The organism is Streptomyces milbemycinicus (assembly GCF_002154605.1).
Classification (GTDB): Bacteria; Actinomycetota; Actinomycetes; order Streptomycetales; family Streptomycetaceae; genus Streptomyces; species Streptomyces milbemycinicus.
Genome location: NZ_MUNE01000053.1, coordinates 1 through 12,061 on the forward strand (window position 1 = coordinate 1; position 12,061 = coordinate 12,061).

The window sequence follows — 12,061 nt, forward strand, 5'->3', positions numbered from 1 at the left end:
TCGGCGGCGATCGCCGCGCCCTCGCCGGTGGCCAGGACGTACGGCGGCACGCGCAGCCCCTCGGCGGGGCGGGCATGGACACGGGTCGGCGAGGTGCCCTCGAACCAGCCAAGGAGCTCGGCCAGCTGCCCCGCGAAGTCGTCGGCGTCGTCCCTGTCCCGGCCCAGCGCCCTGCGCACGCCATTGGTGAAGCCGACCGAACGGCCCAGACCCATGTCGATCCGCCCGGGGAAGAGGGATTCCAGCACGCCGAACTGCTCGGCGACCACGAGCGGTTGGTGGTTCGGCAGCATCACCCCGCCGGTGCCGACCCGGATCGTATGCGTGGCGGCGGCGATCGCCGCGGCCAGCACGGTCGGCGCCGAGCCCGCGACACCGGGCACGCCGTGGTGCTCAGCGACCCAGATCCGGTGGTAGCCGAGCCCTTCCACCTCCTGCGCCAGGCGCACGGTGTCGCGCAGCGCCTGCGGACCGCCGAATCCTTCCCGGATCCGCGAGCGGTCGAGGATCGAGAATCGGGTCGAGGCGATCACAGAGCTCACACAGGGTTCAACGTCTGGCGGGCCCCGGCATTCCCACCGCGCCGAGGCCCGGCGCCGGCCACGCCGGCAGCCGCGCATCAGCCGGAGGGCGGGTACTCGATCTCGATTCCGTATTTACGCAGCACGGAGATCACATCGTCCAGATCTTCGTCGCCGATGGCGCGCCGCGACGTCTCGAAGTCGCGCCACACCAGCCGGAAAGGCGATTCCCGGCGGGCACCGCTGTTGATGAGGCAGTCGTCGAGTGCGCTGAGATTGGAGCCGAAATAGCCGCCCGGTCCGTTGACCGCCTCGCCCAGCTCGCAGTAGAAGCTTGCGATATCGGCGAGGTCCGCTCCCGCGATGTCGCACGTGGTCGTATCCCCATAGCGTTTGGCCTGGTGGCCCGTGCGGAACCAGGCCATTTGGACCACGTGAAGCCAGCTGTCATGCGCTTCCGGGGGAAGGGTCTTCCACATTCCGGATTCGGCCGGAGGACCCAGTGTCCAGGTCTGCCAGATCTCCCCCGCATACGGATAGGGGGAGCCGAATCCGAAGAAGGACAGGGCCAGATCTGTGCCGCCCGGGACGCTCATGCTGTCCCTGAGGTCCGTCACCTCGACCCTGCCGATGTAGTAGCCGCCGATCTCGCGCCCTCGGACGTCTCTCACCTGCATTTCGACGTCCTCGAAGAGCACGGGGACCCGCTCCGGCCGCAGTGACGATCCGACCGCGGTGATGATCTCCGACTCGCCGATCGACGGCTCGACGAAGAAGCCGCGGACATCGGTCGCGGTCAGAATCTCCCGCTCCGTCTCGTCCTCGACGAATCGGTACATGGCCACGTCAGTTCCAACCATCATCGGGGAAATGGGGTGCCGTGAAGGGGTGAATGGTTCTGTAGTGATCAGTGGTCCACCCCATCACCTTACGTCCGTCAGGGAGTTCCTTCATGAGGATCCGGGAGTTCTCGGGGTCCTTGGCGTGGGGGACGCGATATTCCAAGGAGTCCTTCCAAGGGGCCTCATGCTTCTTCCGTCCCTCGAATATCTTCGGGTCTCCCGTGTCCGGGTCCGTCTGCCGGACGCCCCAGTCCATCAGCGACAGGACATCCAACTGCCCCTGACCGTCCTTGAACGCCCTCGCATAAGCCCGAAGCCTGACCACCAGATCATCGACATCGGACGGATTGCCATAGATGACATCGGACGGTTCGGCACCCGGCGGGATGCGCTCGGCCGAGCCACCCTCCATCGCATCGCGCTGGGTCACGCGATCGTCCCCTTCGACCCGCCATCGACGACCCAGCCGCCGTTGTACAACTTGCGCGGATTCGCGGGCGGGTCATAGGTCCCGCCGGACCCACCGCTGCCACCGCTCCCGCTGTCGTCCAGCCAGGGCTCCTGGTAGATACGCGGCGGCGGGTCGAACTTGGGCCTGGATCCCTCCTGCCACGCCTTCAGGCCCTGTTCACCGAACGGGAGCTTGGCGATGTTGTCCTCGGTCGGCGCGAAATCCTTGATACGCAACAGGTCCGCCAGCACATAGGCGGCGATGACCTGCCGAAGCGTCTCGACGACCGTATCCGTGTGCTCGGCGACCCGCCCCATGCCGTAGCCCCAGGCCGACAACATCTTCTCAGCCGAATCATAGACGTCGAAATCAGCTGAATTCTGGATGTGTTCGGACAGCTTCTTCCAATCGCCCTTGATCTTGCGGGCGGCGACCACCGACTCCTCCAGCGGCGTCAGCACCTTGCGCACCGAAGCGATCTCAATCTTGTAGCCATCACCCGGCTTCGGGCCCCCGGAGCCCGACTTCCCCTCACCGTGATCGCTCACTCCACACCCCCCGCGTCCGCGGCCCGGACCGCCTCCGTATCCAGTACGAACGCCCGCGGGCCCAGCGGGTCCACCAGCGCGCGTACGCCCTCGGGCAGGAGGTCGACCAGGTCCTCGACGGTCGTCGAACGAGACATCATCGCCACCGTTTCGGCACGGATCAGATCGTGCAACGACATCTCTTCCCCCGTTCCATATACGTCGCGACCAGGCAAAAGGCCAACAATCATGATCACACAAACGCGTCATGCCCCAATGACCCCACTCCGCCCGCGTCCACGGCGGAGCGCGTATCCGGTCCACTTTACGTGCCGCCCCTCGCGTCCACGCAGACCAATAAGGGGTGATCTGTGAAGCACCGGGGCCACCAGATACAGCTCACTTGCAACTAAACGCGCATGCAATTACCGTGATCGCTTGTCACCCGGTGTGGCCCCATGACCGCACACCACCCCGGGCCGCTGTTTCCACGGCACCGGCATGGACACCCGACACGCAACGTCTCTTGGTTCGCGTACCGCATCCCTTTGGAGGAGCACCGTGCTGATCGATCTCTCCGGTAAAACCGCCCTCGTCACCGGGTCGACCCAGGGCATCGGCTTCGCCATCGCCGCCGGACTGGCGCGGGCGGGCGCCCGTGTGGCCGTCAACGGACGCCGGGAGGAGTCCGTGGCGGCCGCCATCGCGAAACTGGAGGGGGCGGCGGACGGCGGTGGCACCTTTGTCCCGGCCCCGGGTGACATCACCACCGAAGACGGCGCCCAGCAGGTCACCGCCGCCGTCCCGGACGTCGACATCCTCATCAACAACCTGGGCATCTTCGGCGCCGTTCCGGCACTGGAGATCAGCGACGACGAATGGCGCCGCTATTTCGAGGTGAACGTGTTGGCCGCCGTACGGATGATCCGCGCCTATCTGCCCGCGATGAAGAGCCGGTCCTGGGGCCGAATCATGAACGTCGCCAGCGACTCCGCCGTCGTCATCCCCGCCGAGATGATCCACTACGGCATGTCGAAGACCGCTCTGCTCGCGGTGACCCGCGGCTTCGCCAAGGAGGCCGCGGGTTCCGGCGTGACCGTCAACTCGCTGATCGCCGGGCCGACGCACACCGGCGGCGTCGAGGAGTTCGTATACGAACTGGTGGACTCCAGCCTGCCCTGGGACGAGGCGCAGCGGGAGTTCATGGCCAAGCACCGGCCCCAGTCGCTGCTCCAGAGGCTGATCGAGCCGGAGGAGATCGCCAATATGGCGGTCTACCTCAGCTCTCCCTTCGCATCGGCCACCACAGGCGGGGCCGTGCGCGTCGACGGCGGCTACGTCGACTCCATCCTCCCGTAGCCCTCGCCCCGAGGAGGCTTGGCGTCAACGGTCCTGGAGCTCGTCGATACGGACCGGGCCGCCCGTGGTGATCGACCGGATGGCGGCGAGGGCCATGGACAGCGCGGCGCGGGCGTCCTCGCCGGTGACGGAGGGGGTGCCCGCCGTGCGCACGCGGTCGGTGAAGTCGGCGAGTTCGGCGACGTAGGCGTCGTGAAAGAGGTCCTGGTCGTAGCCGACACAGTCGGCGGCGATACCGTCCGGGCCGTAGGCCGTCAGATGGCTGCGGCGGAGCTCGCCCATGGTGAGCATGCCGGCCGAGCCGAAGACCTCGCCACGGACGTCATAGCCGTATACGGCCTGGAAGTTGGCCTCGGCGGTGGCGAGCGCGCCGTTGTCGAAGCGGATGGTGACGAGGGCGGTATCGAGCAGACCGCGGTCCTTGAAATCGGGGCGGGTCAGGGCGTCGGCCATGGCGAAGACCTCGACCGGCTCGGCGCCGGGGTTGAGGAAGCGCAGGGTGTCGAAGTCGTGGATCAGGGTCTCCAGGAAGATCGTCCACGGCGGGATGCGCGCCGGATCGGCCAGCTCGGGGTCGCGGGTGAGCGAGCGCAGCAGCTGCGGGGTGCCGATGGTGCCGGCGGCGATCTTGTCGTGGGCGGCGCGGAAACCCGTGTCGTAGCGGCGGTTGAAGCCCACCTGGAGAGGGACGCCCGCGTCGGCGGCGGCCTCGATGGCGCGGTCCGCCTCGGCGAGGCTGATGGCCATTGGCTTCTCGCAGTAGACGGCCTTGCCCTGCCGGGCCGCGGCCTCGACCAGGTCGGCGTGGGTGCGGGCCGGGGTGGCGATGACCACCGCCTCGATGCCGGGGTCGGCGAACAGCTCCCCGATCTCGGTGTACGCCGTGGGGCAGCCGAGCCGGTCGCCGAGCCGCCGCGCGGCGCCCGGGGCCGGGTCGGCGATGGCTGCGAGCCGTACGCCGGGAAGGCGGCGGGCGAGGGTTTCGGCGTGGAAGGAGCCCATCCGTCCGGCGCCGACGAGGCCGACGGGGAGGGGGTGTCGCGTGGTCATGCGGGTGCTCCGTAGGTCCGTAGAGGGCGTGATACTCGGTGTGGTCAGAGGCTGAAGGCGGAGCGGAAGCGCTCCAGGGCGAGGTCGCTGTCGCCGGAGGCCCATGCCTCCATGGCGACCGTGCCCTCGTAGCCGAGGGCCGCGAGGGTGTGTGCGACGACCGGGTAGTTGATCTCCCCGGTGCCGGGCTCACAGCGGCCGGGTACGTCGGCCACCTGGATCTCGCCGATCAGGCCCTGGCCATGGGCCCGACGGACCAGCTCGATCAGGTTTCCCTCGCCGGTCTGGGCGTGGTAGAGGTCCAGGTTCATCCGCAGACCGGGCCGGTCCACGGCGGCGACCAGGGCCAGGGTGTCGGCGGCCCTCGCGAACGGCACACCGGGGTGGTCGACGGCGGTGTTGAGGTTTTCCAGGGTGAAGGTGACCCCGGTGCGCTCGCCCAGCCCGGCGAGGCGGGTGAGGGTGCGGTGGGCGGCGATCCACATCTCCCCGGTGACCTCCCCCGCCACCGGCACCACCGGCAGGCCGTCGCCGTCCAGGCCGGTGCCATGCAGATTCAGCCGGGGGCAGCCGAGCCGTTGGGCCACCTTGACCGACTCCTCGGCGGTGCGCAGAAGTTCGGCCGCCCCGTCCTCGTCCGTGAGGCTGCCGCGCACATACCCGGTCATCGAGGAGAACACCGCCCCGCTGCGCTCGAGGGCGGCCAGATCGTGGCGGGTCCAGTCCCAGATCTCGACCTGGAAGCCGGCGTCGTGGATGCGCCGGGCCCGCTCCTGGATGGGCAGATCCCGGAAGACCATCTCGGCACAGACCGCCAATGTGTACATCGCTGCTCGACCTCTCTGCGACCCATTCGACGAGAACTCTCGACCAGAACAACTAGAACGTTCTAGTCGGGGCAGCAGTACGCCAGCCTGCCCAGCGGTCTGTCAAGAGGTGGCCGCACGGCCGACTAGAACGTTATAGAAGGCGGGGAGCTGCGGCATTCGCGGTGGTATCCCGCTCGGCTACGATCGACGGCCGGACGACGAAACCTCGACTCCAGGGAGACCAGTGGTGCCACCGACGCCGGCCGTCCCCCAGGGGAAACGCCCCACCCTCGCCGATGTCGCGGCGCGGGCAGGCGTGTCGACGGCGCTGGTCTCCATCGTGATGCGCGACGCGAAAGGCGCCGGCGCTGCCACCCGAGAGCGGGTCCTCGAGGCCGCGCGGGAGATCGGCTACCGGCCCGACGCCCGGGCGCGGCTGCTGCGCAGCCACCGGTCCCATCTCCTCGGGGTGCAGTTCGGCCTCCAGCACCCGTTCCACTCCGATCTGCTGGAGGGCATCTACGCGGTGGCCGAGCCGGCCGGGTACCAGATCGCGCTGAGCGCCGTATCCGCCGGCCGCGGCGAGCAGCGCGCCACCGACACCCTGCTGGCCGACCGCTGCGAGGCCCTGATCCTGCTCGGCCCGCAGGCCCCCACCGCGCGGCTGGCGGAGCTCGCCGGGCAGCTGCCGGTCGTCTCCGTGGCCCGCCGGCTGCGCGGGTCCGTCCCTGGCGTGGAGGTCGTACGGACCGCCGACGACGAGGGCGCCCGCCAGGCCGTGGACCACCTGGTGGCCCTCGGCCACCGCGACATCGCCCACATCGACGGCGGCAGGGCACCGGGCGCCGCCGACCGGCGCCGCGGCTACCGCACCGCCATGAACCGCCACGGCCTCGCCGACCGCGCCCGCGTCCTGCCCGGCGGCCTGACCGAGGAGGAGGGCGCCGCCGCGGCCCGTACCCTCCTGGCCGCCACTCCCCGGCCCACGGCCGTCCTGGCCTTCAACGACCGCTGCGCCACCGGCGTCCTCGACATCCTCCTCCGCGCCCGGGTGTCCGTCCCCGACGAGATCTCCGTCATCGGCTTCGACGACAGCCACCTGGCCCGCCTGGCCCACATCAACCTCACCACCGTCGGCCAGGACATCCCCCGGCTGGCCGAACTCGCCGTCGGCCGGGCGATCGCACGGCTGGAGGGGGCGGGCACATCCGGCGCCGAGACGTCCGGCGGGGACACATCTGGTGCGGACGTACCCGGTGGGGAAGCCGTCGTCGCCCCCCACCTCGTCGTCCGGGGAACCACGGCCGCCCCCGTACACCTCGGCCCCGGCGGGATCACCCCGACGCACGGCTCCGGTGCGCGCGGCGCGTCAGCGGGTGGCTGATCGCCTCCACCAGCCAGTCCAGTTCGGCCTGGCCGGCCCGTACCGGGTTGCGCAGCGTGCCGACCCCGTCGATGGCTGTCTCCACCACGTCCCCGGCGCTCAGCGTGAAGTCGAGCGCGGGCACGATGCCCGTACCGGTGGACAGCACCGCGCCGTCGGGGAAGGGCTGGGAGCGCCACAGGTGGTCCACCAGCCCCCTCGGGGTGCGGTGGAACGCGGCGGTGGAGGTCGTCCCCCGGTAGGCCGCCTCGCCGTCGCGCCACACCACCAGGCTGATGCCCAGCGCGTCGGGGGTCTCGACCTCCCAGGCGGGCACGATGCCCGAGGACACCGCGGCGCTTCCGGCGTAGATCTTCGCCTGGGGGAGGTAGAGCGGATTCTCGCCCTCGATGGAGCGTGAACTGACGTCGTCGGAGACCAGATAGCCGACGGTCTCGCCGTGCCGGTTGAGGACGAGGGCCAGTTCGGGCTCGGGGACGTTCAGCTCGGAGTCGTCCCGTACGGCGATCGGCTCGCCGTCGGTCACCACGCGCCAGGGCTGCGACTTGAAGAACAGCTCAGGGCGCTCGGCGTCGTAGATCCGCTCGTAGACGGACTGCTCGGTGCTCTCCTCCACCCTGGCCTCGCGCGAGCGCTCGTACGTCACCCCCGCGGCCCACAGCTCCATCAGCCCGTCCAGCGGCGGCAGCAGCAGAACCTCCCGCTCGTCGGCGGCCGCCGGGCCGGAGGCGGTGTCCTCGACCAGGGTCCGCAGTTCTGCCGCGGAAAGCCGCAGCAGCTCGGCGACCAGCGGCGCTCCGGTGAAGGTCCGGATCGCGCCGGTGTCGTCGGCGACTCCGGTCCGTACGGTCTCGGTGTCGTCGGCGAAGCGCACGATGCGCGTCATTTGTCGTCCTCTCCGTTCCTGACGGGGTGATCCGCCCTGCCCCGCCGGGGGCTGTCGCATCGTGCCCGGCAGGCGTGCTCTCAAACACTCCACACAACCGGTTGCGGGCTGCTTGGCACAGTTTTTTCGAAAGTCTGCCAGGACTCTTGACGTCGTTTCGCGACAGGAAGAAGCTCTGGCCACTTGCTCTCAGCAACCGGTTGCTATGAGGTTTTCACGCTTCGCAAGGAGTCAGGAGTCAGGCATGAACACCCCCCTGTCCCGCCGTACCGCCCTCCAGGCGGCGGGCGCCACGGCGCTCGCCGCCGGCCTCACCGGCACCGCGGCGGCCGGGTCCGCCCGGGCGCAGCAGGCGGGCGACCCCGCGCCCACGCTGGTCACCTACGACATACCGAACGGAGCCCCGGTCAAGACGGACAGCTTCGCCGTCAAGGTCCGCAACCCCGGCGGCACCTGGCAGAGACTCGGCACCTATCTGGCCACCCTGAACCTGGTCAACACCGCCACCGGCTCCGGCCAGCAGCAAAAATCCTCCCTCGCGTACTTCGACTTCTCGGGCGAAGTCGAGGTCGAGGTGACCTACATCAAGGGCGGCGTGACCGCGGTGCGCGTCCGCCCCGACTCGTACGGCATCAGGCCCGATGTCCTCGGCGACACCCTGCGGTTCACCCTCGACGAGCCGCGCAATGTCGTCGTCCAGGTCAACGACGACATCTTCGACTGTCTGCACCTGTTCGCCCGCCCCCTGGAGAAGCACCGGCCCGCCGAGGACGACCCCGACGTCATCTACTTCGGCCCCGGTGTGCACACCACCCCCGGCGGCACGGTGACCGTGCCCTCGGGCAAGACCGTGTATCTGCACGGCGGCGCGGTGCTCAGGTCGCGGGTGGTGTTCAAGGACGTCCGGGGCGCCCGGCTGATCGGGCGCGGGGTGATCCACGGGGCGCCCGGCGGGGGCGCCACCGTCGAGGGCTCCTCGGACATCTCCATCGGCGAGGTCACCATGCTCAACCCGGACGGCTACGCGGTCACCGTCGGCGAGTCGAAGGACGTCACCATCCGCGGCTTGGGCTCCTTCTCCTCCAAGGGCTGGGGCGACGGCATCGACATCTTCTCCAGCTCCCATGTCACCATCGACGGCGTCTTCATGCGCAACGCCGACGACTGCGTGGCGATCTACACCCACCGCTGGGACTACTACGGCGACACCCGCCACATCACCGTCAAGAACTCCACCCTGTGGGCGGACGTCGCGCACCCCATCAACGTGGGCACCCACGGCAACACCGACAGCCCCGAGGTGCTGGAGAACCTCACCTTCAAGAACCTCGACATCTGCGACCACCGCGAACCCCAGATGGGCTACCAGGGCTGTATCGCGCTCAACCCCGGGGACAGCAACCTCATCAGAAACGTGCGCGTGGACGGTGTCCGGGTCGAGGACTTCCGGGAGGGCCAGCTGATCCATATGCGGATCATGTACAACACGAAGTACAACACCTCGGTCGGGCGTGGCATCGAGGACGTCTACATCAAAGACCTCAGCTACACCGGCACCCGCACCAACACCTGTCTGCTGCTCGGTTACGACGCCGAACACGCCATCAAGAACGTCACCTTCGAGAACCTGGTCGTGGGCGGCAAAGTCATCGCCGACTCGATGAAGAAGCCGGGCTGGTACCTGGCAACCGACTACATCCCGATGCACGCCAACGAGCATGTGACCAGCCTGAAGTTCATCACCACCGCCGAGGCCGCCGCATCATGACGAACCCCGCACCCAGCCGCCGGGGTTTCCTCGGCGGCACCGCCGCCCTGCTGCTCGCCTCGGGCGCGAGCGGCCTGCTCGCGCCCGGCTCGGCCCGGGCCCAGGAGAACACCGCGCCGCGGACCTTCGCCCACCCCGGGCTGCTGCACAGCGCCGCCGACCTCGCCCGGATGAAGGCCGCGGTGGCCGCCGAGGAATCGCCGATCCACGACGGGTATCTGGCGCTCGCCGCACACGCCCGCTCGTCGGCGTCGTACACCGTGCAGAACACCGGTCAGATCACCTCCTGGGGCCGTGGCCCCTCGAACTATATGAACCAGGCCGTCGCCGACTCGGCCGCCGCCTACCAGAACGCCCTCATGTGGTGTGTGACCGGCGAACGCGCCCACGCCGACAAGGCCCGCGACATCCTCAACGCCTGGTCGGCCTCGCTCACCGCAGTCACCGGAGCCGACGGCCCGCTCGGCGCCGGGCTTCAGTCGTTCAAGTTCCTCAACGCGGCCGAGCTGCTGCGCCATGGCGACTACGACGGCTGGGCGCCGGCCGACATCGTCCGCTGCGAGGAGTCCTTCCTGCGGGTCTGGTACCCGGCCGTATCGGGCTACATGCTCTACGCCAACGGCAACTGGGACCTCACGGCCCTCCAGACCATCCTGGCCATCGGCGTCTTCTGCGAGGAGCGCACGCTCTTCGAGGACGCCCTGCGCTTCGCCGCGGCCGGCGCGGGCAACGGCAGCGTCCGCCACCGCATCGTCACGGACGCGGGCCAGGGCCAGGAGAGCGGACGCGACCAGGCCCATGAACAGCTCGCGGTCGGCCTGCTCGGCGACGCCGCCCAGGTCGCCTGGAACCAGGGCGTCGACCTGTGGGGTTTCGACGACCACCGCATCCTCGCGAACGTCGAATACACCGCCCGCTACAACCTCGGCGACGACGTCCCCTTCACCCCCGATCTCGACCGGACGGGCAAGTACATCAAGACCACCGTGTCGGAGAAGGTGCGCGGCGCCCTGCCCCCGATCTACGAGATGGTGTACGCGCACTACGCCGGTGTGCGCGGCCTCGACGCCCCGAACACCAAGCGGGCCGTCTTCCGGGGCGCGGGCGGTGCCCGCGCGGTGGAGGGCAGTAACGACGACCTGCCGAGCTGGGGCACGCTCACCTACGCCGGAGCGCAAGGCTCGCCCGCAGCGCCCACGGCCCCCGCCGGAACCACCGCCACCGGCGACGACCACGCGATCACCGTGTCCTGGCTGCCGTCCGCATGGGCGACCGGGTACACGGTGCGGCGGGCCACCCGTCCCGCGGGGCCGTACGAGCGGATCGCGTCCGGCGTGGCCACCCCGTCATATGCGGACCGGGATGTGCGCGCGGGCCGGACGTACTACTACACGGTCAGCGCCACCAACGCACGGGGCGGCAGCGGTGATTCGGGCTGGGCCGCGGCGACCGCCGGGCTCCCCCGCCCCTGGGCGACCCGGGACGTGGGGCACGCGACGATCCCCGGCTCCGCCACCTTCGACGGCGAGCGCTTCGTCCTGGAGGCAAGCGGCACCGCGGAGGCCCACCGCCTCGTACACCTCCCGCTGACCGGCGACGGCACCGTCACCGCACGCGTCGTATGGCCACTCAGCTCGCAGTACTCGAAGATCGGAGTCACCCTGCGCGACTCCCTCGACGCGGCCGCCCCGCACGCCTCGATGCTGATCCAGGGGCTGCCGCTGCACACCTGGAGCGGTGTGTGGACGGTGCGCCCCTCGGCCGGGGCCGCCACTTCGGCGACCGGGAGCACCCCCGTGCCACCGTCCCAGCAGCAGACGATCACCACGGCCGCGGCCTTCCCGATCTCCGATCTCGGCACCTTGCCGGAGTCGGCGACGCCCCTGGAGGCCCCGTATGTCGAGGGCGCGGGCGACGGCTACCGGCTGCGGGCGCCGTACTGGGTGCGGATACGGCGGAAGGGCGGGCGCTGCACCGGAGCTATCTCCCCGGACGGTGACCGGTGGACCGACGTCGGCTCCAGCGACGTCGAGTTGGGTCGGACGGTGTACGCGGGGCTGGTCCTCACCTCGTGTCTGGGCGTGGCCGAGAGCTACGCCGAGACCGGCACCGGGGCCTTCGACAACGTCAGCGTCACCTCCGCCACCGGCCCGGTCTGGTCCATGCCGCGCCCCGCGCGCACCGCCACCGACCTACGGGCAACCACCGGCACCGACGCCGTCGAGCTGGCCTGGACCGACCCCGACCTCTCGGCCCGCTACGCGGTGCTGCGGGCCGCTCGCGCCGACGGTCCGTACGAGACCGTCGCCACCGGCATCGGCCCGGTCGGCTTCGGCACCCGCATCCGGTACGCCGACGCGACCGGCGCCCCTGGCACGGCGTACCACTACGCCGTGGCGAAGACCAACAGCGCCGGACACGGTCCGCGCTCGGCCCCCGCCGAGGCCCGTATGCCCACCCCCAC

Annotated in this window: 12 protein-coding genes; 4 read left to right on the forward strand and 8 right to left on the reverse strand. The window is 69.9% G+C overall.

All coding sequences use genetic code 11. The features are described from left to right. The 5 genes from CCN51_RS04940 to CCN51_RS04960 all read right to left on the reverse strand — a co-directional run. Positions 1-542 (reverse strand): MsnO8 family LLM class oxidoreductase (locus tag CCN51_RS04940; RefSeq protein WP_143675725.1); only part of this gene is annotated, 542 nt, incomplete at its 3' end. Between the two features lie 77 nt (positions 543-619). Then, positions 620-1,384 (reverse strand): barstar family protein, encoded by a 765-nt coding sequence (locus tag CCN51_RS04945; RefSeq protein WP_078610772.1) that lies wholly within the window; start codon positions 1,382-1,384, stop codon positions 620-622. After that, positions 1,368-1,793 carry a hypothetical protein gene (locus CCN51_RS56315; RefSeq protein WP_014181778.1) on the reverse strand — a complete coding sequence of 142 codons (426 nt, stop codon included), beginning with the start codon at positions 1,791-1,793 and terminating at the stop codon, positions 1,368-1,370. The genes CCN51_RS04945 and CCN51_RS56315 overlap by 17 nt, the downstream gene beginning before the upstream one ends. After that, positions 1,790-2,362, reverse strand: coding sequence for a hypothetical protein (locus CCN51_RS04955; protein WP_014181777.1), 573 nt, complete (start codon positions 2,360-2,362; stop codon positions 1,790-1,792). Before CCN51_RS04955 ends, CCN51_RS56315 begins: the two co-directional genes overlap by 4 nt. Beyond that, positions 2,359-2,541: a hypothetical protein gene (locus tag CCN51_RS04960; protein WP_014181776.1), complete on the reverse strand. Its 183-nt coding sequence runs from the start codon at positions 2,539-2,541 to the stop codon at positions 2,359-2,361. The genes CCN51_RS04955 and CCN51_RS04960 overlap by 4 nt, the downstream gene beginning before the upstream one ends. A gap of 361 nt (positions 2,542-2,902) precedes the next feature. Between CCN51_RS04960 and CCN51_RS04965 the strand changes: the two genes are divergently transcribed. Next, positions 2,903-3,700, forward strand: a complete 798-nt coding sequence (locus CCN51_RS04965) for an SDR family NAD(P)-dependent oxidoreductase (RefSeq protein ID WP_014181775.1) — start codon at positions 2,903-2,905, stop codon at positions 3,698-3,700. A gap of 24 nt (positions 3,701-3,724) precedes the next feature. On the opposite strand, the gene CCN51_RS04970 is transcribed toward CCN51_RS04965, so the two are convergent. Continuing rightward, on the reverse strand, positions 3,725-4,750 hold the full coding sequence (locus CCN51_RS04970; protein ID WP_014181774.1) for a Gfo/Idh/MocA family oxidoreductase: 1,026 nt from the start codon (positions 4,748-4,750) through the stop codon (positions 3,725-3,727). Between the two features lie 44 nt (positions 4,751-4,794). Next, positions 4,795-5,577 carry a TIM barrel protein gene (locus CCN51_RS04975; protein ID WP_014181773.1) on the reverse strand — a complete coding sequence of 261 codons (783 nt, stop codon included), beginning with the start codon at positions 5,575-5,577 and terminating at the stop codon, positions 4,795-4,797. A gap of 229 nt (positions 5,578-5,806) precedes the next feature. Here CCN51_RS04975 and CCN51_RS04980 point away from each other — a divergent pair, with 229 nt between their 5' ends. Next, positions 5,807-6,943: a LacI family DNA-binding transcriptional regulator gene (locus tag CCN51_RS04980; protein ID WP_055414354.1), complete on the forward strand. Its 1,137-nt coding sequence runs from the start codon at positions 5,807-5,809 to the stop codon at positions 6,941-6,943. Here the strand turns inward: CCN51_RS04980 and CCN51_RS04985 are convergent. Then, positions 6,894-7,829, reverse strand: coding sequence for a fumarylacetoacetate hydrolase family protein (locus tag CCN51_RS04985; RefSeq protein ID WP_014181771.1), 936 nt, complete (start codon positions 7,827-7,829; stop codon positions 6,894-6,896). The genes CCN51_RS04980 and CCN51_RS04985 overlap by 50 nt on opposite strands. 244 nt (positions 7,830-8,073) lie before the next feature. Between CCN51_RS04985 and CCN51_RS04990 the strand changes: the two genes are divergently transcribed. Both CCN51_RS04990 and CCN51_RS04995 read left to right on the forward strand, forming a co-directional pair. Beyond that, positions 8,074-9,597, forward strand: a complete 1,524-nt coding sequence (locus CCN51_RS04990) for a glycosyl hydrolase family 28 protein (RefSeq protein ID WP_014181770.1) — start codon at positions 8,074-8,076, stop codon at positions 9,595-9,597. Then, the coding region (locus tag CCN51_RS04995; RefSeq protein ID WP_086859304.1) for an alginate lyase family protein at positions 9,594-12,061 on the forward strand (2,468 nt) is incomplete at its 3' end. The genes CCN51_RS04990 and CCN51_RS04995, both read left to right, overlap by 4 nt.

What these genes read in the sequence shown, in the direction of transcription:
- CCN51_RS04945 (WP_078610772.1), bottom strand. Translation starts at nt 1,384, where the DNA reads ATGATGGTTGGAACTGACGTGGCCATGTACCGATTCGTCGAGGACGAG.
- CCN51_RS04960 (WP_014181776.1), bottom strand. Translation starts at nt 2,541, where the DNA reads ATGTCGTTGCACGATCTGATCCGTGCCGAAACGGTGGCGATGATGTCT.
- CCN51_RS04970 (WP_014181774.1), bottom strand. Translation starts at nt 4,750, where the DNA reads ATGACCACGCGACACCCCCTCCCCGTCGGCCTCGTCGGCGCCGGACGG.
- CCN51_RS04975 (WP_014181773.1), bottom strand. Translation starts at nt 5,577, where the DNA reads ATGTACACATTGGCGGTCTGTGCCGAGATGGTCTTCCGGGATCTGCCC.
- CCN51_RS04985 (WP_014181771.1), bottom strand. Translation starts at nt 7,829, where the DNA reads ATGACGCGCATCGTGCGCTTCGCCGACGACACCGAGACCGTACGGACC.
- CCN51_RS04990 (WP_014181770.1), top strand. Translation starts at nt 8,074, where the DNA reads ATGAACACCCCCCTGTCCCGCCGTACCGCCCTCCAGGCGGCGGGCGCC.